The following is a 25,319-nucleotide window of genomic DNA, read 5'->3' on the forward strand; positions in this document are numbered from 1 at the left end:
CAGCATTTTACGCACTGGCAGCTTCAGCTTGCGTCACATTAGACATCATTGAGAAATTGCGAGTTGGCTGTCGGCGAAGTCATATCGCAGGACAATCAGCCGATCCGGACCGACCTCCCAGAGGAGTGGTCGTGCATACCGGAGGCAAGCCAGAAAAGAGCGGAGCAAATGCATGCCGGCGCACGAAGACGTGCGACGGCCGACCGCTGACGAGGGGAGTTCTGCAGACATGAAGCTTACTGGCGGCCAGGTCATCGCGACCGCATTGAAGAAGTACGGCATCAAATACGTGGCAGCCATCCCGGGGCATGGATGCTGGGCGATGCTCGATGCCTTCCTGCAGAAGGGCAGCGAAATCCCGGTCATCCAGGTGATGCATGAGCAATGCGCCGTCCACATGGCCGATGGATACTGGCGCGCCTCGGGCAAGCCGATGGCGGCGATGACTTCGATTGGACCCGGTGCCGCTAACACCATCATCGGCCTGGCGACAGCCTACGCCGACTCGACGGCGGTGCCGCTCTTCACCGGCGGGCCGGCGACGCATATGCGCGGCCACGGGGTCATGCAGGAGCTCGATCGCCACCGCACCAATTTCTTCCCGCAGATCGCCAGCGGCGCCGTCAAACGATCTTTCGAAGCTGGTCGCGTCGATGAATTGCCCTTCATCATGCATCGCGCCTTCAACGCCATGCTCAGCGGTCGTCCGGGTCCGGTGCATGTCGAAGTGCCGATGGATATCCAGTCGCAGGCAGCCGAGGTGGACATCCACGACCTAGATCTCAGGATGGCGATGGGCCGCGCCCGACCTGACCAGCGGGCAGTCGAGGCTGCCGCCGCGGCGTTGCTTGCGGCAGAGCGTCCGGTGATCGTGGTTGGCGGCGGTGCCATCACGGCGGAAGCAGCACCGGAAGTGAGGAAGTTGGCCGAAAAGACCGGCGCCGTGGTTGTCACGACCTGGAACGGCAAGAGTGCCTTCCCGGAAGATCATGTGCTTTTCGCAGGAGCGGTAGGCCAGACGGGAACTTCGGCCGGCAACAATATCGCTGCCGGGGCGGACCTCGTTGTTTCCGTCGGCTGCCGCTTCACCGATTGGTCCGCGTCCAGCTGGCGCAAAGGCGTCAGTTTCTCGATCCCGCCGGCGAAGCTTGTCCACATCGACATCGACCATCAGGAGATCGGCAAGAATTACCCGACTGCGGTCGGGCTTGTCGCCGACGCCAAGATGGCGCTTGCCGATATCATCGATGCCATTTCGTCCGAGCAGTCCAAGAAGACGCTTGCCCGGCGGGAAGCATTCCACAATGCGGTCGCTCGTGAGAAGGCCGATTGGGAAACGCAGCTCGCCGTACGTCGCGACAGCAACCAGTTCCCTTTCACGACGCAGCGTCCGCTGAAGGAACTTCGCGAAATCATGGGTCGCGAGGACATTCTTCTGGTCGGCTCAGGCAACACGCAAGGCGTCGTCAAACAGACCTATCCGGTTTACGAGCCACGCACGCACATCACCTCCGGCAGCTACTCCTCGATGGGTTGGGCGCTGCCTGCTGCCCTCGGCGCCAAGCTCGCCTGCCCGGACCAAAAGGTCTGCGTCATCCTCGGTGACGGCGACTTCATGATGTCGATGCAAGAGATGGCGGTGGCAGCGATGCACAACATCCCGATCGTCATCGTCGTACAAAACAATTCCGGCTACATGTCGATCCGCGGCGGACAGCGCAAGATCCTCGGCCGCCATGTCGCCAGCGAATTCAATATGGGCAATGGCGGCGCCTACTCGCCGCAATTCGCTGAAATTGCCAAGAGCTTCGGCATCGACTCCTGGCGCGTCGAGAGCGCCGACAAGCTGAAGCCGGCCCTCGAAGCTGCATTTTCCTGCGGCGGCCCAGCGCTCGTCGAAGTGCCGACGGCGCGCGATGCGGCAGGCGCTTTCGTCCCAGGCTGGTGGGACTTCCCGATCCCCGCCTATCACGACGAAGGTCAGGACGACTATTGGCGAGAACGTGCGCAAGAGCAGCATCTTTGACCGCATGGTCAGGGCAGCAGCGACAATACCGCCACCAAACCTGAGAGGCGCAAGAGTCACGTGACGACGAATAGCCCCCGAGCAACGATCACAGAAATTTTGACCGGCTGGCCCTCGAAATCCTGGCTGGTGTTGCTGCCGACTTTGCTGGTCACGTTGCTGGTCGTCTACGGCTACATCCTGTGGACGGTCGTCGTTTCCCTGACCTCGTCGCGCTTCTTCCCCAAGTACGATTTCGTCGGCATCGAGCAATACGCAAAATTGTGGAAGGCTGATCGCTGGCAGATCGCGGTCGACAATCTTTGGATCTTCGCATCGCTCTTCATCGGCCTTTCAGTTGTTGCCGGCCTGGTGCTTGCGATCTTCCTTGACCAGAAAGTGCGGCTCGAGAACGTCATCCGCAGCATATACCTCTACCCGATGGCGATCTCCTTCATCGTCACCGGCATCGCCTGGAAATGGATACTCAACCCTGGCCTCGGCATCCAGAAACTGGTGCGCGATATGGGCTATGTCGATTTCAAGTTCGACTGGCTGATCGACCCGAAGATGGCCATCTACACCATAGTGCTTGCCGCCTTCTGGCAGTCCTGTGGTTTCGTCATGGCGATTTTCCTGGCGGGCCTGAGAGGTGTCGACGCGGAGCTCTTCAAGGCAGCTCGCATCGACGGCGCTGGCCTGCCGAGAATCTACTGGTCGATCGTTCTGCCGATGCTGCGCCCGGTCTTCTTCAGCGTCATCGTCATCCTGCTCTACCAGGCGCTACGCTCGTTCGACCTCATCGTGTCTCTGACGAATGGCGGTCCGGGGTTCTCCAGCGATCTGCCGACGACCTTCATGTACCAATACACTTTTGGACGTGGCCAGCTCGCTCAAGGCGCCGCAAGCGCGGTGATGATCACGATGACGGTGATCGCCATCATTGTCCCTTACCTCTATTCGGAAATACGCCATGAACGCCGCAACGCTCGCTAGCCCGGTGCCGCGTTCGGCGGCGCGTATCGATGTCGCACGAGTCCTGGGATGGGCCGCGGTCTACTTCACCCTTCTCATCTTCGTTCTCTTCTTTGTCGGGCCATTGTTCGTGATGATCACCACGTCGTTGAAATCGATGGAGGAGATACGTCTCGGCACTTTGGTCGGCATCCCGCGCCACCCAACCATTCAGCCCTGGATCGATGCGTGGTCGAACGCGTGCGTGGGAGTCGAATGCACCGGCCTCAGCCCATTCTTTCTCAACACCATCTACCTGGTCGTTCCGGCAACGCTCATTCCCACGGCAATCGGCGCACTCAACGGCTACGCCCTCACGCAGGTCAATTTTCGCGGGCAGAACATCGTCTATGCGATCATCTTGTTTGGCTGCTTTGCGCCCTACCAGGCAATTCTGATTCCGCTTGCTCAAACACTCGGCAAACTCGGCCTCGCCGGCACGATCAACGGCCTGATCCTTGCACACGTCGTCTATGGTCTGCCGTTTACGACGATGTTTTTCCGGAACTTCTTCATCTCTGTGCCAAGCGATCTCGCCAAGGCCGCCAGGATAGACGGCGCGGGTTTCTTTCAGACATTTCGCCACGTGATGCTGCCGATGTCGCTGCCGATCATGGTGGTGGTGATCATCTGGCAGTTCACCAGCATCTGGAACGACTTCCTGTTTGGCGTGGCTTTCACCTCGGGACGAAATGTCCCGATCATGGTGGCGCTCAACAACATCGTCTCGAGCAGCACCGGAGAGCGTCCGTACAACGTCGACATGGCTTTGGCCATGCTCGCCGCGTTGCCGACGCTCCTCGTCTATGTGTTCGCCGGAAAGTATTTCGTCCGCGGTCTGATGGCCGGATCTGTAAAGGGGTAGGGCCGTGGCACAACTCAACATCCGCAGTCTTCACAAGTCCTACGGCAACCTCCCGGTGCTCGAGAACATCGACGTCGAGGCAAGGGACGGCGAATTCCTCGTATTGCTCGGCCCGTCGGGTTGCGGCAAGTCGACCCTGCTCGGCGCCATCGCAGGCCTCGAACCAATCAGCAGCGGCGACATTCTGATTGACGGGCGCTCGGTCGCCAGACTTGAGCCAAAGGATCGCGACATCGCCATGGTGTTCCAATCCTATGCGCTTTATCCGACGATGACGGTTCGCGATAATATCGCCTTCGGCATGAAAGTGCGCGGCGTGGCAAAGCCAGAGCGCGACAAGGCGATCGCCCGTGTCGCGGAGACGCTGCAGATCGGCGCTCTGCTTGACCGGAAGCCGGGTCAACTGTCGGGTGGTCAGCGGCAGCGTGTCGCAATGGGCCGCGCGCTCGTGCGCTCGCCCAAGATCTTCCTGTTTGACGAGCCGCTATCGAATCTGGACGCAAAGCTTCGCGTCGAAATGCGCGCCGAGATCAAGAAACTCTACCAGCGTCTCTCGGCGACAATCGTCTACGTGACGCACGACCAGGTCGAAGCGATGACGCTTGCGACCAAGATCGTGGTGATGAAATCGGGGGTGATACAGCAGATCGGCTCGCCCGACGAAATCTACGGTCGCCCCGCCAACACCTACGTCGCGGGGTTCATTGGCTCGCCGCCAATGAACCTGATCCCGGCTCGCATGCGTCGAAAGGATGGCCGTGTGCTGCTTGAAATCGAGGGCGCTGGCGACAAACCGATCCACCTTGCGATCTCGGGTCCTGCCAATCCATCTGCCGCCCCAGAGGGGACGGCGGTCATTGCGGGTATCCGCCCCGAGGCGATCTTTCTGCCGCACGAGAAAAATCATGAACACACCCAGAAAGTCGATGCGGTGGTCGACCTTGTCGAGCCAACGGGCTCCGACACTTTCGTCACGCTTACCCTTGGCGGCAACAAAGTCATTGCGCGGTGCCATCCGAAATCGGCGCTGAGGGCAGGCCGCGAAACCTTCCTGGTCGATATCGATGGCATCCAGATATTCGACGTCGACACAGGCATGCGCATCGAGCAGGCTGGAGAGGACGCGGGCATGCCACCGATCGACGTGACGCGGTTCGCGACCGGGTAGATCAACCCAGGGCCTTCGAGGCAACACGCCACAACCGACAATGAAAAAGGCGGCAGACGTTTCGGCGCGTCTGAGCCTTCGTGCACCAATGTCTGCCGAACAAGGAGCAACCATAATGAGCATCAAGGGGAAGCGGAAATATTTCGGGCCAGTTCTGCTGAGTGCAGCGGCCGTCGCGTCAATGGCAATCAGCATACCGGCCTACTCCGCCGAAAACGAAATCGAGGTCGTCCATCAATGGACCGCCGCGGGCGAAGCTGCGGCAATGAAGGTGTTGAAGGACGCTGTCGACGCGCAGGGTCTCAAGTGGGTGGACTCGCCGATCGCCGGCGCCGGCGGCAAGAACATGACACAGGCGCTGCAGGCGCGCTTCGCGGCCGGCAATCCGCCCGCCGCATCGCAGATGCCAGGTCAGTTCGTCTTGGAATATGCGCAAGCCGGTTCTCTCGGCGATCTGTCGGCAACCGCTGAGAAGGAAGGATGGGAAAAGCTCGTCGCTCCCGCTCTGCTCGACTACATGAAGGTCGATGGAAAGATCGTTGCGGTGCCGCTCAACCAGCGGCGCGAGAACATGCTCTGGATCAACAAGAAGGTTCTCGACCGGTTCGGCGGAAAGGTACCGGAAAGCTGGGACGAGTTCCTGACGCTTGCCGAGAAGATCAAGGCGGGTGGGATAATACCGCTGGCGCTGGGTGGTGACGACTGGCAGGAGGGCGAAATCTGGACAGACATCCTGATCGGCCAGGCCGGCGTCGACTTCTACAAGAAGGCAGTGATGGCGACCGACCACGCAGCCATCAAGAGCGACACGATGGTCAAGGTGTTCGACACCTTCCGCAAGGTGCTCGCCTATGCCGACCCCAACCGCGCCGGCACCGACTGGGCGATCGAGACGGGCAAGGTGATCAAGGGCGAAGCCGCAATGCAGTTCCAGGGTGACTGGGCAAATGGCGAGTTCGTCGCCGTCAACATGAAGCCTGGCGTTGACTATCTCTGCACGGCCGCGCCCGGACACGGCCACACGTACGTCTTTCTCACCGACTTCTTTGGCATGTTCAAGCAGCCGAATCCCGAAGCGCAGAGGAAGCAGGAAATTCTCGCCAGCGCGGCGATGTCGATCGAAGTTCAGGAGAACCTGAACCTCAAAGGTGGCTCTATTCCGGCACGCCTCGATGTACCGCGTGACAGGTTCAATGACTGCTCCAAGCAGGCCTTTGCTGACCGTGAGGAAGGCATGAAAGACGGCACGCTCATTCCCTCGTTCGTCGAAAACAATGCGCTGCCGCGCGACATCCGCGCTCCGTACATGGACGTCATTACACAGTTCGCAAATACGCCCGACATGACCTCGCAGCAGGCAGTCGACAAGCTTGTCGAAGGGTTGAATTCCCTCTGACCCTCCTTGGACGCCGCCGGTGCGAAAGCCGGCGGTGTCGCATCCTGCCAACCGGAAAGACGAGATGACCATGGCACGCCATTTGAAGCGAGCAGACGAGAACTTGCGCCCCGCTGTGTTCGAAGGCGAACTGCGCGCGACGGTCGAGGCGATCATCACCGACGTCGCAGAGCATGGTGACGCGGCGGTGCGGGCGCTCTCGGCGAAATTCGACAGCTGGGACCGTGAAGATTTTCGCCTGAGCGAGCAGGAGATCGAGGATTGCCTGTCCCAGCTTTCGATGGGTGAACTCAGCGATATCCGTTTTGCTCAAGCACAGGTGCGCAATTTTGCGGAGAAACAAAGGGCGTGTCTGCTCGACCTTGAGGTCGAAACGCTGCCGGGCGTTTTCCTCGGTCACAAGAACATACCGGTCGAGAATGTTGGCTGCTACGTACCGGGAGGCCGCTACCCATTGCTTGCTTCCGCACATATGTCGATCATCACGGCAAAGGTGGCGGGATGTCCGCGGGTGATCAGTTGCGCGCCGCCCTTTCGAGGCAAGCCGGCGCCGGCGATCGTGGCCGCACAGCATCTGGCGGGCGCCGACGTCATTTATTGTCTGGGTGGCGTGCAAGCCGTTGCGGCGATGGCCCTCGGCACCGAGACGATCGCCTCCGTCGATATGATCGTAGGCCCCGGTAACGCCTTTGTCGCGGAGGCCAAGCGGCAACTCTTCGGGCGGGTCGGCATCGATCTCTTCGCAGGCCCGACCGAGACGCTTTTGATCGCCGACGAAACCGTGGATGGCGAACTTTGCGCGACCGATCTGCTTGGCCAGGCCGAACATGGCGTCGATACCCCGGCGATTCTGATCACGAATTCCGAAAAACTCGCTCGAGACACGCTCAACGAGATCGATCGGTTGCTGGCCATCCTGCCGACGGCGGCGGTCGCGGCCAAGGCGTGGGCCAATCATGGGGAGGTCATTCTGTGCGAGGACGCAGTGGAAATGCTCCAGGTGGCCGACAGGATCGCCAGTGAGCACGTGCAGGTGATGACAAGGGATGACCGCTACTTCCAGGAGAATCTCACCAACTATGGCGCGCTGTTTCTCGGGCCGCGCACGACGGTCGCCTATGGCGACAAGGTGATCGGCACCAACCACACGCTGCCTACGAAGCTTGCGGCGCGCTACACCGGTGGGCTGTGGGTGGGCAAGTTCCTCAAGACCTGCACATTCCAGCGCATCGACACTGACGCTGCTTCCGCGGAAGTCGGAGCCTATTGCTCGCGTCTGTGCATGCTCGAAGGCTTCGTTGGTCACGCGGAACAGGCCAACATCCGTCTTCGGCGCTATGGCGGCTTGAATCTGCCCTATGGGACCGGCGCCCGGCGCTACGCCTAATTCGGAGAGGAAATCCGTTCTCACGCGTGGCGCTACTATTGTTTGGAGGGAGTATGGTCGATTTCATCGTGGTTGGAGGAGGGTCTGCCGGTTGCGTGGTGGCTTCCAGGCTCAGCGAGAATCCCGATGTTTCGGTGCTCTTGCTTGAACAAGGCCCCCGAGACAACAGCCCCTACATCCATATGCCGGTCACCTACTACAAGACCGCACAGGGCAATCTGCTGCAGCGCTTTGAGCAGGTCCGCAGCGAGGCGGACAAGCATCTTGGCGCTCAAACAATGGTCCAGCCCAGGGTTCTTGGTGGAGGCAGTTCCGTCAATGCCATGCTCTACATTCGAGGCGCGCCGGACGACTACGAACGCTGGGTGGAGCAAGGGGCCACGGGTTGGTCCTACAAGGAGGTCTTGCCGTTTTTCAAACGCTCCGAGGACAATGACCGGCTGTCCAACGAAGCTCATGGTGAGGGCGGCCCGCTGGGCGTCTCGGATCCCTGCTATGTCCACCCGCTGAGCCGTTCATGGCTGAAAGCCTGTCAGGAGGCTGGCCTTGCCTTCAATGCGGATTTCAACTCCGGGGAGCAGGCTGGATGTGGTTTCTATCAGCTGACAATTCGCAACGCCCGGCGCTCGAGTGCAGCCGTTGCCTTTCTGAAGCCGGCGCAGAGGCGATCAAATCTGAAGGTGCGAACAGATTGTCGCGTCTTGCGCATCGTCTTCAAACAGGGACGCGCCGTAGGGGTAGAGATAGCCGACGGGCAACGGACGTCGACTATCTATGCCGATCGTGAAGTCATCATATCCGCGGGAGCGATCAACTCACCCCACCTGCTGATGCTTTCCGGCGTCGGTCCCGCGGCGCATTTGCGATCCTGCGGTGTCGACGTGGTGCACGATTTGCCTGGTGTCGGACAAAATCTCTGTGATCATGTCGACATCTATATGACCTATCAACTGTCGGGACCCTACAGCTACGATCGCTACAAAAGCCCTCTGTGGCAGTCTTGGGCAGGCCTGGAGTATCTGCTTTTCCGACGCGGGCCGGTTACGTCGAACGTCATGGATTCGGGGGCGTTCTGGAGCTCGAGCCAATCCACCGATCGGCCGGATATTCAGTACATATTCCTGTGCGGCAGCGGCATAGAATCCGGCGCCCCGGTTCCTGGCGGGTTCGGCTGCACCTTGAACGCGACCCACATCCGACCGAAGTCCAGAGGATGGTTGGGGCTACGAAGTTCCGACCCCGCGCAGCCTCCGCATATCGTGCCCAACTATCTTTCCGAGCCTTCCGATCTCGGTTGCCTGGTCGAGGCAGTTCAACGCGGCCAAGAGATCATGTCCCAGAAGGCGCTCTCAAAATACATCGAACGTGAGCATATGCCGGGCAAGCAACTTATGACGAAAGCCGATTACGAGCAGTACATACGGCAGTATGCGCAGTCGTCCTTGCATCCCAGCGGCACCTGCAGAATGGGGACCGACGACCTCGCCGTCCTGGATCCGGAACTACGCGTCCGCGGCCTCGACGGCCTGCGCGTCATCGACGCTTCAGCGATGCCGTCCGTGGTGTCGGGCAACACGAATGCTCCGACAATAATGATCGGGGAACGAGGGGCGGACTTTATCTTGCGCTCATTGACCTGACACGCCGGTTGCTGCGCCTTTCTGCCACCATTCCATGAAGGCGGCGCGCCGGGAAACTTGATCTTTCGGATTCAAAAAAGGAGACAGACATGAACAATCAGACGAAGGGCCTCCCTGGACTGGCAGGGATCGATCACGCCGGTTTGGTGGTGCCGAACATGCAAGAGGCGATCGCCTTCTTTCGAGACATCATCGGATGCGAATTCATCTACTCCGGCGGATCGTTGAAGGACGACACCGGGAATTTCATGCAAGACAAAATGAATATCCACCCGCGCGCACACATGAAAGAGGTCGTCTTCATGCGCTGTGGCAATGGGAGCAACATTGAACTTTTCGATTTCGAGGCCCCTGATCAAAAGACAGTATTCCCCCGAAACAGCGACATTGGCGGCTATCATCTGTGCTTTTATGTGGATGATATCAACGCAGCCAGCGAACATCTCCGCAGCCATGGGGTTAAAGTCTACGACAAACCGGAGTTCGAAAAACACGGTCCCGGAGCGGGCGAGTCGTGGGTCTATTTCGAAGCGCCATGGGGCCTTCAAATGGAACTTATCAGCTATCCATCCGGCAAGGCCTATGAGGCAAATGCAGGAATGCGGCTGTGGAACCCGACACAATCTAGCCACTAGGTCCACCGCTATCTATCCGCCACCCCGATCCAAATCGGGTTCGATTGCCTCCCAAGGCGAAGTGCGCTCCGTAGTCCGGACAGCCCGGCTGCGGGGCGCATTTGTGTGTGCAGATGGGCGGGCGCAGAAGAACTGGGCGGCGACGAGTGCCCTCCGACTTGTCCACAAACTACTCCACGACCCAATCGCGGATTCAGTCAGTCAGATGGCTTGGATTGGGCGCACCCGAGCAAGTGTCGCCTTCAGACAAACGGGTCCGCGTCGACCCGTCGCCCCAGCATGAAGCAGTCGGAGACCAGTTGTAGCGGCGTTGAATCTACATCCGATTTCCCGGACTTCAACAGCGCGGCGAAATGGGCATAGATGCCTTCGTATTCCTGGGACGATGAACCGGCGAGAGTAACCTCGCCATTAACACGGAGTTGCGTCCCGCCGTTGCTCAGCTGAAGAGTCGTGCCTTCGTTGGTTTCGACGTCTATGTCCCAGGATGGTTCACCGGTTTGTTGCCAGTCGAGTTCGGCGGTCAAATCGGCGTCAATCCCAATGGGCGACTTGAAGCGAATGGAGGCAGCAATGGGTGTTGCCTTGTTCGACGGGATCATCAGGAGCGCATCGGCTACAAGGATCGGAACCGGCATGATTTTCGAGATGATGGAGAATGCGTTGATGCCAGGATCAAACACGCCGAACCCGCCTGGCTCCCAGATCCATTCTTGACCAGGGTGCCAGTAGCGGACGTCCTCCTTCCACGACACATGCAGACGGCGGACCGTCAAACCAGCAAGGAGGCGTTTTGCCTCGTCGACCGCCGCGTTGTGTTGCGAATGCCATGCTGTGAAGACAATGCGTTTGTGGGCGGCAGCATGGGCCAGCAGTGCCTCCAGTTCACCGATTGTCGATGTCGGCGGCCTCTCGAGAAGAAGGTGAAATCCGGCGTCGATTGCTCGGTGTGCGATATCGAAGCGCGGTTTCGGAGGCATACACAGCGTGACGGCATCGAGTTTGATCCCGCTTGCGACGAGTTCCGAAAAAGTCTTGAAGGTTTTCACATTTCCGTAAGAGCCGCGCGAACTGACTACCGCTGCGAGGTTGAAGTCAGCGTTCTTGGCAGCTACCGGCAGATGCTGATCCTGTGCGATCTTGCCCAGGCCTACAACGCAAATTTGAATTGTCACAAATCCTCCTTCCAAATGGCCGAGTTTTTCGTCGCCATCGTTTGCACCGCTGTTAAGGAATGCCAGATTGGAGCCTGATTGGGTCGCTCTTGCCGTTTCAACGAAACACCTCGTCCAGTCAGTGAGTGGGGCGTGGCGTCGGATCGAACCCGTCGAGCCTTTTCTCAAGCTCAGACCGCCAGACCTGCGGCCAGAAGCACGTTTCGTGTCGATTCCGCAGACTTGCGCGCCACGTCCTCGACGCTCATTGACGTGAGCGTAGGCGAAAACACCTCGGGTCCGACCTGGTTGAGGCCGCCTGTGTCCGCCAGGATTCGCAGGATTTCGGCATTCGGGAATTCACCGTCGCCAGGAAACTGGCGGTCGTAGCAATTGTCTTTGATCGTCACCCCCTTCGGCAGCGCCAGAGGGCCATCGTTGACCTGCACGCAATGGATCATGTCGCCGGGGATCGTCTTGAGGAGCCCAATGTCGGAGCCTCCGCGCACGAAATGCCACACGTCGAACACCAGCCCGCCATTCGACGCGCCGGAATCACGGACGACATTCCATGCCATTTCCAGCGTTGGAACGCCCCACAGCGGGATGAATTCGAGATCACACTTCAGGCCATGCGCAGCCGCGCGGGCGCAGATCGCCACATAGTGCTCCGTGATCTCGTCTGTCGACATTGCATTCAACGGAAAGGTGGCGTTCAGGCTCGCATGGGTGCAGCCGAGCGCGTCGGTCAGGCGAAAAAACTGGTCCGGTGGCGTGTTAACTGTGGCGATGTAGGCCTCGTCCATATTATCCGGGCGCCAGATCCGCGGCCAGGTGTTCAACGGGTCGAGCCGGGTGATGCGCACACCATGATCCGCGGCCTCCGCGACGATGTCCGATGCCGGTTTGCCGCCCTCGATCAGTCTCTCGACGTCACGCGGCATGAGCGACAGCTCCTTGAAGCCGGCAAGTTGCGTCGCCCGGAATTTGTCCGTTAAAGACAGATGCGCTACGTTCGAGAACGGCATCATGTAGGAATTGACGGTTCTCGACATATGCGGCTCCGGCACGTCTGCGATGGTGCTTACCATCTGCACCCACCAACTGGCGTGGACGCGCGCGGCTGACAGGCATCGACGGCAGCTGACTTCACCCGCAAGCAGCGCTCAGCGCAATTTCGCAGGCGGCATGACACTTGAGCACTCTGACGCACTTCGCTTGAGCGGTGACGGTCAATCTCAAATGGAGTCTATCGTCGACGTTCCGGATGTAAGATAGGTGATCACTTCCTTGGGTATCGAAGCGTCGCTCGGTGAAAGCACCGTGGCACGGCGCAGGTCGCCTTTCCGAGTCTTCCGGTCTCCCACAAAATGCATGGCCACCTTTTGCGCAACCGGCTGTCGCACCATGCTCGCCGCGATTCCGCTGGTTACCCCGAACATGAACTTCTTCGAATTTCGGTCGATTGAGGCGAGATTGCTGAATGTCATCTCGTTACGTTGGATGGTCTCGAAATCGATTGAGAACAGGCGATTGGAAATATAGAAACTGAATCCGTGGTATTTGAAAATATAGTCAATCTTATTAGAGCCATCGAGGTTCGGGAACCGTTCAACGTAGCTATGCATCAATATCCCGTCTTTCGAATAGAGATAAAATATTGACCTGAGTATCTGACCTTTGTAGATCGAGGAGTAGTGGTAGCGTTCGTAGGCCCCAAGAAAATCTGCCGCGTCTGTCGCATTCGCGGACAGTATTTCTGTGATAAACATCATCATCTTAGGCGATTTTTGTATCCGCTTGAACAGATGGAAGTGGTTTCCCTCGACAAGCGATTGAAAGTCATGCGGATTGTATGTCATGACATCGACGCTCAATCCGAAGAAATTCGCGATCAAGCGGAGATTCTTCTGCGACGGCGCGTGAGTTCCGGCGAGATACTTATTGAATTGCTGACGATTGATGCCCAACTTTCGGCATGCTTCCGATACGGTGCCGTGCTGCTCGCATAGAGTTTTAAGATTATCGGCTAGGTTCGCCTGCTGGTTCATCGCGGTTCTCCTGCTGCGCTCTGCGCTGAGCGTTGGCAGCGATATGCCCTCTCTTTTGAAGCTTGGTTGCCGCGAATTGACGCTAGATTACACCGCAGTCGCGTCAGTTTGAATAGCGCACGGTTAGTTGGTGTGACAAAAAGTGGAGGTCGTGTATATCACGTCCCGTGTGGCCTTCCGCAGCCTGTGTCGTCCGTGACCTCGCCATTCCATTCGCCGCCGACAACGTCGGACTCGGCGGTGGTGATGGGGCAATCTACCCGTTTTGAGTGTCGGATAATCTGCAGTCTTGCATATCCAGATCCAGCGTGCTGATCGCGACCAGCCGGTCGTAGACGATGTCGGTGCGGCCCACTGGTCCGCGAATGTTTCCCTCCAGGAAATGGTCGAAGCTTGGATCAGCGAGCAGCATGGTAACCTGTTCGGCGATGTAGGCCCGGATCTCCGGCTCGCCGTTTGCGATTTCCTCGACGATCTCCTCCCGCCCGTCGACCAAAAGCAGAATGTCCTCGGCATCGCGGCTGGCGATGAGATCGCCTTCGCCGCGTCCGCGGTATGCCTCCAACTTGGTCGCGACAAACAGCGGCGGCGTGAGGCGCCGGATCTCGAGCGCCTCCTCCAGCTGTTCTGGTACGGCCGTCGCGATCCCCTTTGCATACCAGCGATTGCTGAACCCGAGGATCGCCTCGTCGTCCGGCATGAAGTCGACCTTGAGCTCGCCGAGTTTCATACGGCAGATGACGGAATCGTCAGCCGCCTCGGTGAAGCCGCGTGCGCGCAAGTGCTCCGTCAGCTCGACCCATTCTGCGAAACCAGCGAGATCGACGATAAGGTCGACATCATCGGTCGCTCTCACCCCTTCGAGAACGATGGGGTCAGTAATGTAGAGCGCGGTCGTGCAGCCGCCGACGAAGACCAGGCGCGCGCGCAACTCCTCGCCGAGTGCCTCGGCGACGGCCTTCAACATGGCCTTCAACTGACCTTGGACGGTCATCCCAGCCTCTGTACGAGCAGGTCGGCGGCGAGCTTGCTTTCGCGTTGATTGCCGACGCGGATCGCGTCGATGAGGGCCAGATAGGCGTAGAGCCGCCTGTCTTTCTCGCAGGCCTCCGGCACGCTTTTGAACAGCGGGTCGACCGACTGACCCATTTCTTTTGCATGCGCGTAGGGCCAAACGAAGATGAGATTGCCAGCGCTGTGCAGGGATTCACGTAGCACGGGGGCCGCGAATGCCGTCGGCAACCCGCGCTGCATGGCGCCTGGTTTCGCCGGAAAGACGAATTTCACACCGTGGACAATGAACTCGCGGAGATGGCGCCGGCTCGGTTTAGGCCGGTCTGTCTTCCTGTCCTTGATCGCGAGGCCCGCCGCAATGCTGCGCTTGAGCGAAGCGCCGATCTCCGTCTTGCTGATTCCGAGGGCTGCCTCGAGTCCGCGCACAGAATAGGGATCCTCGCCCGCGGCTAGCCCGAGCGGCGTAGATTCGTCACCGATATCCTTTGAGTAGTCCTCCAAGCTCGCCAGCTTGAGCAGAACGACAACATCCTGGCTCTTCATCATGTCCTCTGTCCTCGGACAGAGGACACCTAATCATCGTACACACTGAGTGTCAACGATCACGGCTGCAAACTGGTGGTCTCGGCGGTGGGTCGACCGTTTCCACAGCAACCGCTCGGCATGCCGCCAGCAACCGCAGTCCTCCAGTCTCGTCCTCAGTCCCGGGACAGTGGACAAGTGCGGGATCGATCCCGCGCACCACAACCCTCCGGGTGCTGGAGGAGCCCGGTCTCCAAAGCCAGATCAGCGTCGCTCCGCGTGCCAACGCGGTCGACTGCAAACCACCCACCGACTTGCATGCTCCAAACCTCATTGGCGACTCCGCCAGTGAGCCGCTCCAGGCGTCCCAACCGAGACTCACGTGTTGAACCTGCTGCACCGCCTGGTTGACGACAAAGCCATCACGCCGCCGACCATCGATGCGCCCCAAGCCCTGATGCTGACCAATGAGCCAAAATGTCGAGCGCTATGACGCCCTGCGCAAAGCCTCGGAGAACCGCCATGCGTCATAACCCCGCCGCCGGCGCGATCATCATCATGCTCAAGAGCCTCAAGATGCACGGCATTGCCCAGGCCGTAGGCGAGTTGACGAGCAAGGTGCTCCGGCCTTCGAGGCTGCCATCCCCATCCTGTCGCAACTGCTCAAGGCCGAGACGGCGGAGCGTGAGGTTCGATCGACAGCCTACCAGCTCAAGACCGCTCGCTTCCCGGCCTATCGCGACCTCAATGGCTTCGACTTCTCCAGCAGCGAGATCAATGAGGCCCTGGTGCGCCAGCTTCATCGCTGCGACTTCCTCAAGGAAGCCAATAACATCGTTCTGGTCGGTGGCCCTGGTACCGGCAAGACCCATGTCTCCACCGCCATCGGGGTGCAGGCCATCGAGCATCATCAGAAACGCGTCCGCTTCTTCTCGACCGTCGAGCTGGTCAATGCGCTCGAGCAGGAGAAAATGCAGGGGCGAGCTGGCCAGATTGCCGGCCGCCTGGCTCACTGTGATCTGGTCATCCTCGATGAGCTCGGCTACCTGCCGTTCAGTGCCTCAGGCGGCGCCTTGCTCTTCCACCTGCTCAGCAGGCTTTACGAGCATACCAGCGTGGTCATCACCACCAATCTCAGCTTCAGTGAATGGGCCAGCGTCTTCAGCGATGCCAAGATGACGACGGCGCTGCTCGACCGGCTCACCCATCATTGCCACATCCTCGAGACCGGAAACGACAGCTTCCGCTTCAAGAACAGCTCGGCCCATGCGCCGCCAAAAACGAAGGAGAAACCCAGACCCTTGACCACCACATTTGACCAAGAACACAATTAAAAGGCGGGTCACTTCTCAGTGGAAAGCCAGGGTCACTTCTCGACGGAAATCAACAGGCATACACAAGTATGATGCCACGAACCACTCGTAGAATGGTGCCAAATCATCGTCTGGCCGATGCTCTCCCTATCAACCGGCCGCACCGGCGGGTTCGCGACAGTGGAGAGCAAAATGAGCATTTTTCAGGTCACCGACGGCACCGCAATTTCCTACACCGACTGGGGCACGGGTCAGCCGATCCTGTTCTCGCATGGCTGGCCGCTGGCCGGCGACGCGTGGGCGCCGCAAATGCTGTTCTTTGCTTCGCAGGGCTACCGCGTGATCGCCCATGACCGCCGCGGCCACGGCAAATCGGACCAGCCATGGGCCGGCAACAACATGGACCAGTATGCCGACGATCTGGCCGAGCTGATCGAGGCGCTCGATCTCAAGGACATGATCATGGTCGGGCACTCGACCGGCGGCGGCGAGATCGCCCATTACGTTGGCCGGCACGGCACGGCACGGGTCGCCAAGATGGTGCTGGTTGGTGCCGTGCCGCCCTTGATGCTCAAGACCGAAGCCAATCCCGAGGGTACGCCGATTGAGGCGTTCGACGGACTCCGCAAGGGAACGGCCACCGACCGGTCGCAGTTCTTCAAGGACCTGTCGATGCCGTTCTACGGCTTCAACAAGGAAGACGCCAAGGTCAACCAGGGTCTGCGCGACACCTTCTGGCGGCTGGGCATGCAGGGCAGCATCAAGGCCGAGTATGACTGCATCCGCGAATTCTCCGAGGTCGACTACACCGAGGACCTCAAGAAGATCGACAAGCCCACGCTGGTGGTGCACGGCGATGCTGACCAGATCGTGCCGATTGCAGCGGCCGGCCTCAAGACGGCCAAGATCGTCAAGGGCGCCGAGCTCAAGATCTATCCCGGCGCGCCGCATGGTCTGGCCGAAACCGAGGCCGAAAAATTCAATGCTGACGTGCTCGCCTTCATCAGGGCCTGATCAGCGCCCGGGGCCACGCAGCCACTGTGTGGCCCACTTTCTTTCGGCCCAGGAGAGACTCCCATGTCCAGCCATTGCACGCATGTACAGACCATACGCGAGGTGACGCCCGGTAGCCGCGGCTGCGAGGAGTGTCTTAGGAGCGGGCAGCGCTGGCTGCACCTGCGCATCTGTCGCACCTGCGGCCATGTCGGTTGCTGCGATCAGTCGCCCGGACGCCATGCCACCGCCCATTTCCACCATACCGGTCACCCGATCATCGAAGGCTATGACCCGCCCGAGGGCTGGGGCTGGTGCTATGTCGACGAGATGATGATCGATCTGCCTTCCCAGACGCCGCAGCTGGGGCCAATCCCCCGCTACTACTGAATTATTGCCAGGAGGGTTTGGGCCATGGCTACCAGCGAGACCACTGAGGATCGACGCTTTCCCACCCTGACGGCTTGATCAACTCGCTGTGGTCGAGCGGCGGAGCGGCGGTGCCCCGGCGACATTGACGCCAGGTGCCCTGGCCTATGCAGTGGGCGCGACAGACGCGCCTGCCTGGTTCATCGTCGCCGGCACGATGGACATTTTTTCGCATGCGGGCCTCGACGATGAGCGCCTGATCCAGACGCTTGGCCCCGGGCAGTTCAGCGGGGAAATCAACCAGCTGACGGGGCAGCCGACGCTGGCCGGCGGCCGCGCCGGTGCGCAGGGGTGTCAGGCGGTGCTATTGACGGCGGCGCAGGTGCGGGCGCTGGTGATCGGTTCGGCCGATATTGGCGAAATGGTGATGCGTGCGTTCATGCTTCGGCGGGCTGCGCTGATCGACGCCGGCAGCGGGGGACCGATCCTCATCGGTGTTCCCAATAGTCCGGACATGGTGCGCCTGCGTGGCTTTCTGGCCCGCAATGGCTTTCCCCATGTCGTGCTGGACGTATCAGTTGATGAGAGGGCTCGGGCCTTCGTTGCGCAGATGCAGCCCGGCGGGGCCACTCTGCCGCTGGTGGTCTGCGCTGACGGCAGCACGCTGCGCTGTCCGGACGATGCTGCGCTGGCGCATTGCATCGGCATATCGCCGACCATCGACACGGACGTCGTCTATGACACAGCCATCATCGGTGCTGGTCCCTCGGGACTGGCGGCGGCGGTCTATGCCGCGTCAGAAGGGCTCAGCGTAGTCGTGCTGGAGGCCATGCCATTGGTGGGCAGGCCGGCGCATCGGCCCGAATCGAAAACTATCTCGGCTTTCCCAGTGGCATTTCCGGCCAGGCGCTGGCCGGGCGCGCCTTCAGCCAGGCGCTCAAATTTGGCACGAAAATAGCGCTGGCGCAGTCGGTGACCGCCCTGAAGTCTCTGACGGATCAGCGCCTGACCGCCCTGACGTTGTCTGACGGGCAGGTCATCCGGGCCCGGACCACGGTGGTGGCCTCCGGGGCGCACCAGATGCAGCTTTTTCACCCGCGGCGCCAGAAAGGCCACAGCCTGGCCAGCGGAATTGCCGCCGCCAACCAGCGCAATCTCCTCGCCCTCGCACAGCCTGGCTTCAATGGGGGATGATCCGCCGGCCCGATCTGACGGCCACCATGTCGCGCTATCTGATCGACCGCATCGCATCGCTGCCCAATGTGGTGCTGCATGCCAGCTCCGAGGTGTCGGCGCTGGAGGGCGATGAGGTCGCCGGGCTCGATGCAGTGGTCCTGCGCCATCGGAAGAGTGGGCAGGACAGCAGGCTGGCGCTGCGACACCTGTTCCTGTTCATCGGCGCCGATCCCAACACTAGCTGGATGGACGGCTGTGTCGAAACGGACAGCCACGGGTTCATTGTGACGGGTGCGGGTATGGCTGCCATCCCGCCGCCGGCCGGTCGTTTGCCGCTGGAGACCTCCATGTCGGGCGTGTTTGCCATAGGCGACGTGCGGGCAGGCTCCACCAAGCGCATTGCTGCGGCGGTCGGCGAAGGGGCTGCCGTAATCGCCCAGATCCATGCCGCGCTGGCTGCCCGCTCTTCTGCCCCTTGATGGGTCAAAAGCCGTCCGGCCTAACCGATGATCGGCAGGCCTTGCGGCCGGGCGACCTCCTGTCACGGCGGGCGACCCATACCTGCGTATGGGGCAATCAAACCAAGACACGTCCGGGCCGCCTACACGTATGACAGACCCCACGATGGTGCCCATGCGATCCTTGTAGTCATCGAGAGGACGGTATGTCGGGGCGGAGTTCATCGCCGCCGACGCGGGCTGATCGCGGGTACGCATTGCACCAGACCGTCCCTCCAACCCTTGAAGACAGGAGATGAAAATGGACGACATATCCACCTCAACCGCCAGCAGCATTGTTTCCGACAAACCCCGCAACGGCCGGATCTGGCTGGCTACGCTGGGCTTGGCCCTGCTCGTCGCCGGTCTGCTGGCAGCGCAAGCCTGATGCTCGCAACCGTCTTTTCGATCATCTATATTGCCGCAATGATGATCATTGCCGGTCTTGCGCAGGTGGGCTTTGCCTTCACCGCCCCGGGCTGGCAGGCCAAGATCCTTTGGACGGTTGGCGGCGTGCTCTACACCGTCGCGGGCGTTTTGGCATTTACCAACCCGCTGCTGGCCAGTGCCGGGTTGACGTTGCTGATCGGCGTGTTGCTGGTGATTGGCGGCGCATCCCGCATCGGCTCGGCCGCGCTTGAACACAAGGGCAGTCCTTCCTGGTCGCTCGCTGCCATGGGAACGGTGACCGCCTTGGCTGGTCTGGCGGTCCTTCTGGCATGGCCCGGGGTCAGCCTGTGGCTTCTGGGCGCCATCCTGAGTGTGGACCTGATCTTCCAAGGGCTCAGCGCGCTGGGCATGGCCTGGGCGCTGCGCCAGCGCTAGGCAAGTGCTGCCAGTATCGCAGAAAGGGTCGCCCCGTGTCGGGCGGCCATTTTTGCATGTGGAACACGCGTCAGAGGGAAGCCGACCTCACGCCGCAAGGGCGGTTTCGATGCAGTCGATCAGCATCTGGCTCTCGAAGGGCTTGCCCAGGAAGCCAATGGCGCCGGCGGCCATGACCCGTTCGCGGATACGCTCGTCGGGGAAGGCCGTTATGAAGATGACAGGCGTTGCATTGCCCCGGTCGCGCAGGATCTGGGATAGTTCCACGCCGCCGATCCCATCCATCTGGACATCAGTTATCAGGCAGTTGACATCGGACGTGCCGAGCGCGGCAAGATAGTCCTCTGCCGACGCAAAGGTGGTGGCGTGCATGCCCAGCGAGCGGATCAGGCTGGATGTCGCCTGACGCACCGAAGGGTCATCGTCGACAATGGCAATGGTCTTGACGTGTGACATTGAAATTCCTCGCGCAGCATACTGGAGCGCGCTGCGCTAATGCCATCCAAATGCGCCCACCGGGGCGCCAGTTCAATCATACACAGGTTTAGTGTCGTCGGCGTTACCCTGACGGGCGCAGGGCCTCGCCCATCTTGACTAGCTCGGCAAGCGAACGCGCGGCCATCTTTTCCATGACATGACCCCGGTGGATCTTGACGGTAATCTCGCTGACGCCCAGTTCGCCGGCGACCTGCTTGTTCATCAGGCCGGTGGTGACCAGATCCATCACCTCGCGCTCGCGCGGGGTGAGGGTGGCGTGGCGCGCCCGGAGGGAGGCCAGTTGGGCATCGCCGGCACGGCGCTCACGATCAAGCGCTAGGGCCGCCGAAACTGCATCGAGCATGTCCTGATCGCGGAAGGGCTTGGTCAGGAAGTCGAGGGCGCCCGCTTTCATTGCCTTGACCGACATGGGAACGTCGCCATGGCCGGTCATGAACACGATAGGGATGGCGTTGCCCATCTGGGCCAGCTGGGTCTGGAACTCGAGGCCACTGACGCCGGGCAGGCGGATATCGAGCACCAGGCAGCTTTCCGAGATGACCGGGCCCCGTGCCAGGAAGTCGTTTGGCGAGGCAAACTGCTCTACCCGCATGCCCACCGAGCGGAACAGGCTATCGAGGGCATCGCCGAGCGAGGCGTCATCATCAACGACGAAGACCGTGGGTGCGACAGCCGTCATGGTTGTGTCTCCGTATGTGCAGGTAGATTGAACTCGAACGCAGCGCCGCCCTCTGCGAGCAAGTGGGCCCGCAGGGTGCCGCCATGGGCTTCCACGATCGAGCGGCAGATCGGCAAGCCCATGCCCATGCCTTCGTCCTTGGTGGTGAAAAAGGGCGTGAAGAGCTTTGCGGCGGCATCGCTGCTGAACCCCGGGCCGGTGTCGGTGATTTCAACGGACAATCCAGTGTCCGTGGGTCTCGAACGGATGGTCAGATCGCGCTGGGTGGTGCCTGTCGCGGCCATGGCCTGGATGGCGTTGACGATCAGGTTGATCAGCACCTGCTGCAATTGCACGCGATCGCCCAACGCCGGTGGCAACCCGTCCGCCAAGGCCAACTTGAGGCTGACCTGGTGGCCGGCGATCTCGCGCTGCACCACTCCCAGCGTGTCGTGCACCAGCTCGTTGACATCGACCGGCGCGGCCTGTGGCACGGCTTTGCTGGCGAGCGCGCGCAGACGCTTGATCACTTCGCTGGCGCGGCGCGCATCGGCGATCATGCGTTCGATGGCGGCGGAAACCTCGGCAAGATCAGGCTCGGGCCGCCGCAGCCAGCGAAGTCCGGCTTCGCCATTGGTCACCACGCCCGCCAGCGGCTGGTTCACCTCATGGGCAATCGAAACGGTCAGTTCGCCCAGGGTCGCCACGCGCGACACGTGCGCCAGCTCGGCCTGCGCCTGGTGCAGATCGTTCTCGGCCTGATGCCTGGCTGTGACGTCCATGAAGCTGACCAATACCCTGTCGAGCGCCGGACGGTCTGTTGGCATGGCCACGGTATACAGAACATTGAGCCGCTTGCCGTCGACGGTATCGAACACGCTTTCGGTCTCGAAACTGGATTGTTCCGACCAGATGGCCTCGAGAAGTCGCCAGGTCGATGGCGCTATCTCGGGCGGAATCAGCGACGGCAGGCGCTGGGCAAATACTGCCAGGGTGGGGGCGCGGAACATGGTCAGCGTCCGGTCGTTGGCATTGATCAGCCGCATCAGGCCAGTGACCTCGCCAACTAGATCGGGCCTTTGGCGCGCGATGGCCGCGACGCTGGTGAAGCCTTCGGCCCGCAGGGCCTCCAGTCGCGCCTTGAGGGCCGAAAAGTCCATCTCGAGAATGGCCACGCCGGCCGCCCGGAAGATCGAGCGATAGCGCTGTTCGCTGTCGGCGATCACCGTGATGGTCGAGGCCAGCCGCAGCGCCAGAAAGGTTGTGACGCCGATGGCCGCCAGGCTGAACAGCCCACGTGCTGTGGCGCCGGCCTCGAAATCGGCACTGTGGGTAATGGCAAAGCTGAGGATGGTCAGGCCCATGCAGCCGGCTCCGACCAGCAGGGTACCGCGCCGGTTGGTGAAGTTGAGCGACAGCAGGACGACGGCCACATAGAGCACGGCGACGGCGATATTGAGCGGTGTCAGCGTATCGAAGATGAAGATGCCTGTGGCCAGAACGATAGCCGCGACAAAGGCATAGCGTGACATGGTGCCCCCAGCCGGAACATATGGCCGAGACATATCATAGGCTTCCGGCGTGGGGACGCGTTTTTGCGGTGACCACAAGAATTTCGCGGGCCACCAGCGCGCAGAGCGCCAGCGCCGCAAGGCCAAGGCAGGCGAGACCAGCGACGCGATGGGCGAGAGCGCCTGCGATGATGCCGGCGAGAAACCCCAGCATCACACTGCCGGTCTGCAGCAGCCTGACTGTGGGCCGGCGGCTGCGGCAGCTGTCGACAAGCTCAATCGCCATCTGGGTGGTATTGCTGGTCATGACATTGGTAGAGGCCGAGCTGGGGAGCAGCAGCCGCACGGTCGCGCTCTGGATGCCCATCGCCGCCAGACCAAACAGGGCCGGCCCGGCCGTGATGGGGTTCGCGCCGTCGTGCAGGCTCGCAATGGTGAGGCCGCACAGGAGCGCGGCCTCAAGGCCGAGCAAGCCGACCATCGCCAGGTGCTGACGCGGTCCGGATAGTCGAACGATGGCGGTGGTCACCATGCCAGCGAGGAGGAAAACGGGGATGGCGAGCACCTTGACGCCCAGACCGTCACCGTCGCCGAAGAGGCCTGATCCAGCCACGACGTAGCTGCCTGTCACCTGGGCGACGAAGAAGCCCGCGAATGCCAGAAAGGTGCAGACATCGACATAGCCGGCGACGAGCGCCAGCATCACCGATAGTCCGGTGTCGCTGCGTTGCGCAGCGCTGGCGTCGTTCTTGGTCAGCATCAACATGCTCCTGGGCGCGCGCAGCGCCCCGCTCGGAAATAGCTGGCCAGAACCTAGCCGCAGCGACCGCAAGCCGTCGCCCTATACGCACGTATGAGCCGGCCAAACCCGCGTCCGATAGTGCGCTGAGTGGGGCCGCCGTAATTTGTGGCCATCGGGTTTGAAACCAGCAGGGGATGAGACGATGACCATGACCAAGAGCACCAGCCGCCACGTTGCAACACTGTCGGGCCAGCCACGGTTCGACGGCCCGATGGGTTCGATAACCCATGTAGATGCAGGCGATTTGCCGATCATGCGAGGCCTGTCGATCCGTGGGTTGCGCCTGGCTCCAAACGGGGTGCGCGAGCCGCACTGGCACGCCAATGCGCACGAATTGGGTTATTGCCTGCGCGGCGAGGCACTCATCACCATCGCCGCCAACCACGCCCAGCGTGAGAGTTTTGTGGTTGGCCAGGGCGAGATGTTCTTCGTGCCCAGCGGGGCGATGCACAGTATCGAAAACATCGGCAGCGAACCTGCCGAGTTCGTCCTCGCTTTTTCCCATGAACATCCCGAAGACTTCGGCCTAAAGGCCGCCTTCGGCGCCATGAGCAATGCGGTTCTGGGCAATACCTATGACCTGCCCAGCGCTGCCTTCGAGGACTTTGATCGCCAGCAGGCTGACCTTGAGATCGTTGCTGTGCAGGGCCACACCCTGGTCGAGGGCCAGGCGCGCCATGTCAATGCTTACAAGTATAGCGTTGAGGCCACGCCGCCGCAGATCGATTTCCCGGCCGGCACCGCCCACACGACTAAGGCCGCCCTCTGGCCAGCGCTGCGCGACATTGCCATGTTCTCGGTACGGATAACCGATCGGGGCATGCGCGAGCCGCACTGGCATCCTGAGACCGCCGAAATGGGTTATGTCGCGGCGGGCACCGCCCGCATGACCATTCTGGATCCGGATGGAAAGATCGATACCTACACGGTGACGCAGGGCGACGTGTATTTCATCCCGCCGGCCTATCCCCACCACATCGAAAACATCGGAGCGGGCACGTTCCACGCCCTGATCTTCTTTGACCAGGTATCGCCCGGGGACGTCGGCTACCGGTCGCTGATCAATGTGTTTCCGCGCAGCGTGCTGGCGCAGTCCTTTGGCATTGCGGAAGACCAGTTGCCGCATTTTCCCTTCACCGAGATCGACCCGCTCCTCGTGCCGCGCACCAATCCTATCGACCCCGTGATCTAGCCGCCGTTCCCCTTTCAAACGCCTACCCAACCAGAAGGAATTCAACATGAGCAACCTGACCGCGCCCCTGCTTACCCCCACCGACCTGGGCAATGACGCCAGCCATGATATTTCGGCCGCCCTGACGGGCCTGCTGGCCGATACGTTCGCGCTCTATCTCAAGACCAAGAACTTCCATTGGCATATGTCTGGGCCACATTTCCGCGATTATCACCTGATGCTCGACGAGCAGGGCGACCAAATCTTTGCCATGACCGATGTGATCGCTGAGCGGGCCCGCAAGCTCGGTGGCACCACCCTGCGTTCGATCGGCCAGATTGCCCGCACACAGCGTATTGCCGACAATGATGCCGCCTTCGTTACCCCCGGCGACATGCTGGCCGAACTGGCCAGCGACAACCAGCAGCTGCTCGTGATCCTGCGGGCCTGCCACGGTGCTGCCGATGAGTACAACGATGTTGCGACCACCAGCCTGATCGAAGTTTGGATCGACGAAACCGAGCGCCGCGTGTGGTTCCTCTACGAATCCAACCGTCGCGCCTGACTTTGCACGGTGGTGCCGGCCAGTCCGGCGCCACTGCCCCTTGAGGGCCTGACCTTTCACCACGCCGCCGCTATGCGCGGCCACCGAGCC

The 25,319-nt window shown here is 60.9% G+C and carries 26 protein-coding genes and 3 pseudogenes; 19 read left to right on the forward strand and 10 right to left on the reverse strand.

Annotation, left to right across the window (positions count from 1 at the left end; genetic code table 11):
- Window positions 1-229: 229 nt before the first annotated feature.
- The 8 genes from NKH16_RS19390 to NKH16_RS19425 all read left to right on the forward strand — a co-directional run bounded on the left by NKH16_RS19390 (window position 230) and on the right by NKH16_RS19425 (window position 10,110).
- Entirely contained in the window at window positions 230-2,026 is a 1,797-nt protein-coding gene (locus tag NKH16_RS19390; RefSeq protein ID WP_352901170.1) for a thiamine pyrophosphate-binding protein, read from the forward strand.
- Between the two features lie 99 nt (window positions 2,027-2,125).
- Window positions 2,126-3,001, forward strand: coding sequence for a carbohydrate ABC transporter permease (locus NKH16_RS19395; RefSeq protein WP_352901173.1), 876 nt, complete (start codon window positions 2,126-2,128; stop codon window positions 2,999-3,001).
- Entirely contained in the window at window positions 2,979-3,884 is a 906-nt protein-coding gene (locus tag NKH16_RS19400) for a carbohydrate ABC transporter permease (protein WP_352901176.1), read from the forward strand. The genes NKH16_RS19395 and NKH16_RS19400 overlap by 23 nt, the downstream gene beginning before the upstream one ends.
- Before the next feature lie 4 nt (window positions 3,885-3,888).
- On the forward strand, window positions 3,889-5,052 hold the full coding sequence (locus tag NKH16_RS19405) for an ABC transporter ATP-binding protein (RefSeq protein WP_352901179.1): 1,164 nt from the start codon (window positions 3,889-3,891) through the stop codon (window positions 5,050-5,052).
- Window positions 5,053-5,167: 115 nt separating this feature from the next.
- Window positions 5,168-6,448, forward strand: a complete 1,281-nt coding sequence (locus NKH16_RS19410) for an ABC transporter substrate-binding protein (protein WP_352718708.1) — start codon at window positions 5,168-5,170, stop codon at window positions 6,446-6,448.
- A 70-nt stretch (window positions 6,449-6,518) separates the two neighbouring features.
- Complete coding sequence (hisD, locus tag NKH16_RS19415) at window positions 6,519-7,835, forward strand: histidinol dehydrogenase (protein WP_352502282.1); 1,317 nt, start codon at window positions 6,519-6,521, stop codon at window positions 7,833-7,835.
- A gap of 53 nt (window positions 7,836-7,888) precedes the next feature.
- The gene (locus tag NKH16_RS19420; RefSeq protein WP_352901182.1) at window positions 7,889-9,475 is read left to right on the forward strand and encodes a GMC family oxidoreductase; all 1,587 of its coding nucleotides are present in this window, start codon (window positions 7,889-7,891) and stop codon (window positions 9,473-9,475) included.
- Window positions 9,476-9,564: 89 nt separating this feature from the next.
- A complete protein-coding gene (locus NKH16_RS19425) occupies window positions 9,565-10,110 on the forward strand; it encodes a VOC family protein (protein ID WP_352502284.1) in 546 nt (181 codons plus the stop codon).
- 242 nt (window positions 10,111-10,352) lie between these two features.
- Here NKH16_RS19425 and NKH16_RS19430 read toward each other — a convergent pair whose 3' ends face one another.
- The 6 genes and pseudogenes from NKH16_RS19430 to NKH16_RS19455 all read right to left on the reverse strand — a co-directional run.
- Window positions 10,353-11,453 (reverse strand): Gfo/Idh/MocA family protein, encoded by a 1,101-nt coding sequence (locus NKH16_RS19430; protein ID WP_352901185.1) that lies wholly within the window; start codon window positions 11,451-11,453, stop codon window positions 10,353-10,355.
- A 2-nt stretch (window positions 11,454-11,455) separates the two neighbouring features.
- Window positions 11,456-12,355: a sugar phosphate isomerase/epimerase family protein gene (locus NKH16_RS19435; RefSeq protein ID WP_352502286.1), complete on the reverse strand. Its 900-nt coding sequence runs from the start codon at window positions 12,353-12,355 to the stop codon at window positions 11,456-11,458.
- A gap of 147 nt (window positions 12,356-12,502) precedes the next feature.
- Window positions 12,503-13,315: a helix-turn-helix domain-containing protein gene (locus NKH16_RS19440; RefSeq protein ID WP_352502287.1), complete on the reverse strand. Its 813-nt coding sequence runs from the start codon at window positions 13,313-13,315 to the stop codon at window positions 12,503-12,505.
- Between the two features lie 256 nt (window positions 13,316-13,571).
- Entirely contained in the window at window positions 13,572-14,282 is a 711-nt protein-coding gene (locus NKH16_RS19445) for a hypothetical protein (protein WP_352901299.1), read from the reverse strand.
- Window positions 14,283-14,305: 23 nt separating this feature from the next.
- A complete protein-coding gene (locus NKH16_RS19450) occupies window positions 14,306-14,872 on the reverse strand; it encodes a hypothetical protein (protein ID WP_352901302.1) in 567 nt (188 codons plus the stop codon).
- Between the two features lie 212 nt (window positions 14,873-15,084).
- Window positions 15,085-15,222: pseudogene (locus NKH16_RS19455) on the reverse strand (aminoglycoside phosphotransferase); the annotation flags it as partial.
- Between NKH16_RS19455 and NKH16_RS19460 the strand changes: the two are divergent.
- The 9 genes and pseudogenes from NKH16_RS19460 to NKH16_RS19500 form a co-directional block, all read left to right on the forward strand.
- Window positions 15,213-15,384, forward strand: a pseudogene (locus NKH16_RS19460) (IS21 family transposase); the annotation flags it as partial. The pseudogenes NKH16_RS19455 and NKH16_RS19460 sit on opposite strands and share 10 nt — an antisense overlap.
- A pseudogene (gene istB, locus NKH16_RS19465) lies at window positions 15,374-16,185 on the forward strand (IS21-like element helper ATPase IstB). The pseudogenes NKH16_RS19460 and istB, both read left to right, overlap by 11 nt.
- A gap of 171 nt (window positions 16,186-16,356) precedes the next feature.
- Window positions 16,357-17,178: an alpha/beta fold hydrolase gene (locus NKH16_RS19470; protein WP_352901188.1), complete on the forward strand. Its 822-nt coding sequence runs from the start codon at window positions 16,357-16,359 to the stop codon at window positions 17,176-17,178.
- A 63-nt stretch (window positions 17,179-17,241) separates the two neighbouring features.
- The gene (locus NKH16_RS19475; RefSeq protein WP_352901191.1) at window positions 17,242-17,547 is read left to right on the forward strand and encodes a UBP-type zinc finger domain-containing protein; all 306 of its coding nucleotides are present in this window, start codon (window positions 17,242-17,244) and stop codon (window positions 17,545-17,547) included.
- Window positions 17,548-17,671: 124 nt separating this feature from the next.
- Window positions 17,672-18,484, forward strand: a complete 813-nt coding sequence (locus NKH16_RS19480; RefSeq protein ID WP_352901193.1) for an NAD(P)-binding protein — start codon at window positions 17,672-17,674, stop codon at window positions 18,482-18,484.
- 14 nt (window positions 18,485-18,498) lie between these two features.
- A complete protein-coding gene (locus NKH16_RS19485; RefSeq protein WP_352901325.1) occupies window positions 18,499-18,720 on the forward strand; it encodes a hypothetical protein in 222 nt (73 codons plus the stop codon).
- Window positions 18,717-19,181: an NAD(P)/FAD-dependent oxidoreductase gene (locus tag NKH16_RS19490; protein ID WP_502911717.1), complete on the forward strand. Its 465-nt coding sequence runs from the start codon at window positions 18,717-18,719 to the stop codon at window positions 19,179-19,181. The genes NKH16_RS19485 and NKH16_RS19490 overlap by 4 nt, the downstream gene beginning before the upstream one ends.
- A 280-nt stretch (window positions 19,182-19,461) precedes the next feature.
- The gene (locus NKH16_RS19495) at window positions 19,462-19,587 is read left to right on the forward strand and encodes a hypothetical protein (RefSeq protein ID WP_352901196.1); all 126 of its coding nucleotides are present in this window, start codon (window positions 19,462-19,464) and stop codon (window positions 19,585-19,587) included.
- Window positions 19,587-20,024, forward strand: coding sequence for an HdeD family acid-resistance protein (locus tag NKH16_RS19500; RefSeq protein WP_352901199.1), 438 nt, complete (start codon window positions 19,587-19,589; stop codon window positions 20,022-20,024). Before NKH16_RS19495 ends, NKH16_RS19500 begins: the two co-directional genes overlap by 1 nt.
- Before the next feature lie 87 nt (window positions 20,025-20,111).
- On the opposite strand, the gene NKH16_RS19505 is transcribed toward NKH16_RS19500, so the two are convergent.
- From NKH16_RS19505 to NKH16_RS19520, 4 genes are all read right to left on the reverse strand, one after another.
- Entirely contained in the window at window positions 20,112-20,480 is a 369-nt protein-coding gene (locus NKH16_RS19505; RefSeq protein ID WP_352608321.1) for a response regulator transcription factor, read from the reverse strand.
- 103 nt (window positions 20,481-20,583) lie between these two features.
- Window positions 20,584-21,201 carry a response regulator transcription factor gene (locus tag NKH16_RS19510; RefSeq protein ID WP_352901202.1) on the reverse strand — a complete coding sequence of 206 codons (618 nt, stop codon included), beginning with the start codon at window positions 21,199-21,201 and terminating at the stop codon, window positions 20,584-20,586.
- Window positions 21,198-22,712, reverse strand: coding sequence for a sensor histidine kinase (locus NKH16_RS19515; protein ID WP_352901205.1), 1,515 nt, complete (start codon window positions 22,710-22,712; stop codon window positions 21,198-21,200). The genes NKH16_RS19510 and NKH16_RS19515 overlap by 4 nt, the downstream gene beginning before the upstream one ends.
- A 34-nt stretch (window positions 22,713-22,746) precedes the next feature.
- Window positions 22,747-23,451 (reverse strand): YoaK family protein, encoded by a 705-nt coding sequence (locus tag NKH16_RS19520; RefSeq protein ID WP_352901208.1) that lies wholly within the window; start codon window positions 23,449-23,451, stop codon window positions 22,747-22,749.
- Between the two features lie 184 nt (window positions 23,452-23,635).
- Between NKH16_RS19520 and NKH16_RS19525 the strand changes: the two genes are divergently transcribed.
- Window positions 23,636-24,685 (forward strand): cupin domain-containing protein, encoded by a 1,050-nt coding sequence (locus tag NKH16_RS19525; protein WP_352901211.1) that lies wholly within the window; start codon window positions 23,636-23,638, stop codon window positions 24,683-24,685.
- A 46-nt stretch (window positions 24,686-24,731) separates the two neighbouring features.
- Window positions 24,732-25,229: a Dps family protein gene (locus NKH16_RS19530; RefSeq protein ID WP_352718684.1), complete on the forward strand. Its 498-nt coding sequence runs from the start codon at window positions 24,732-24,734 to the stop codon at window positions 25,227-25,229.
- The last annotated feature ends 90 nt before the right edge of the window (window positions 25,230-25,319 follow it).

Origin of the sequence: Mesorhizobium sp. M1307 (assembly GCF_040318155.1) — a bacterium.
In the GTDB taxonomy this organism is placed as follows: Bacteria; Pseudomonadota; Alphaproteobacteria; order Rhizobiales; family Rhizobiaceae; genus Mesorhizobium.

Excerpts from the sequence above, each read along its gene's own strand:
- NKH16_RS19390 (WP_352901170.1), top strand. The coding sequence starts at position 230 with ATGAAGCTTACTGGCGGCCAGGTCATCGCGACCGCATTGAAGAAGTAC.
- NKH16_RS19400 (WP_352901176.1), top strand. The coding sequence starts at position 2,979 with ATGAACGCCGCAACGCTCGCTAGCCCGGTGCCGCGTTCGGCGGCGCGT.
- NKH16_RS19410 (WP_352718708.1), top strand. The coding sequence starts at position 5,168 with ATGAGCATCAAGGGGAAGCGGAAATATTTCGGGCCAGTTCTGCTGAGT.
- hisD (WP_352502282.1), top strand. The coding sequence starts at position 6,519 with ATGGCACGCCATTTGAAGCGAGCAGACGAGAACTTGCGCCCCGCTGTG.
- NKH16_RS19420 (WP_352901182.1), top strand. The coding sequence starts at position 7,889 with ATGGTCGATTTCATCGTGGTTGGAGGAGGGTCTGCCGGTTGCGTGGTG.
- NKH16_RS19425 (WP_352502284.1), top strand. The coding sequence starts at position 9,565 with ATGAACAATCAGACGAAGGGCCTCCCTGGACTGGCAGGGATCGATCAC.
- NKH16_RS19435 (WP_352502286.1), bottom strand. The coding sequence starts at position 12,355 with ATGGTAAGCACCATCGCAGACGTGCCGGAGCCGCATATGTCGAGAACC.
- NKH16_RS19440 (WP_352502287.1), bottom strand. The coding sequence starts at position 13,315 with ATGAACCAGCAGGCGAACCTAGCCGATAATCTTAAAACTCTATGCGAG.
- NKH16_RS19445 (WP_352901299.1), bottom strand. The coding sequence starts at position 14,282 with ATGTTGAAGGCCGTCGCCGAGGCACTCGGCGAGGAGTTGCGCGCGCGC.
- NKH16_RS19450 (WP_352901302.1), bottom strand. The coding sequence starts at position 14,872 with ATGAAGAGCCAGGATGTTGTCGTTCTGCTCAAGCTGGCGAGCTTGGAG.
- NKH16_RS19470 (WP_352901188.1), top strand. The coding sequence starts at position 16,357 with ATGAGCATTTTTCAGGTCACCGACGGCACCGCAATTTCCTACACCGAC.
- NKH16_RS19475 (WP_352901191.1), top strand. The coding sequence starts at position 17,242 with ATGTCCAGCCATTGCACGCATGTACAGACCATACGCGAGGTGACGCCC.
- NKH16_RS19490 (WP_502911717.1), top strand. The coding sequence starts at position 18,717 with ATGATCCGCCGGCCCGATCTGACGGCCACCATGTCGCGCTATCTGATC.
- NKH16_RS19495 (WP_352901196.1), top strand. The coding sequence starts at position 19,462 with ATGGACGACATATCCACCTCAACCGCCAGCAGCATTGTTTCCGACAAA.
- NKH16_RS19500 (WP_352901199.1), top strand. The coding sequence starts at position 19,587 with ATGCTCGCAACCGTCTTTTCGATCATCTATATTGCCGCAATGATGATC.
- NKH16_RS19505 (WP_352608321.1), bottom strand. The coding sequence starts at position 20,480 with ATGTCACACGTCAAGACCATTGCCATTGTCGACGATGACCCTTCGGTG.
- NKH16_RS19510 (WP_352901202.1), bottom strand. The coding sequence starts at position 21,201 with ATGACGGCTGTCGCACCCACGGTCTTCGTCGTTGATGATGACGCCTCG.
- NKH16_RS19515 (WP_352901205.1), bottom strand. The coding sequence starts at position 22,712 with ATGTCACGCTATGCCTTTGTCGCGGCTATCGTTCTGGCCACAGGCATC.
- NKH16_RS19520 (WP_352901208.1), bottom strand. The coding sequence starts at position 23,451 with ATGCTGACCAAGAACGACGCCAGCGCTGCGCAACGCAGCGACACCGGA.
- NKH16_RS19525 (WP_352901211.1), top strand. The coding sequence starts at position 23,636 with ATGACCATGACCAAGAGCACCAGCCGCCACGTTGCAACACTGTCGGGC.
- NKH16_RS19530 (WP_352718684.1), top strand. The coding sequence starts at position 24,732 with ATGAGCAACCTGACCGCGCCCCTGCTTACCCCCACCGACCTGGGCAAT.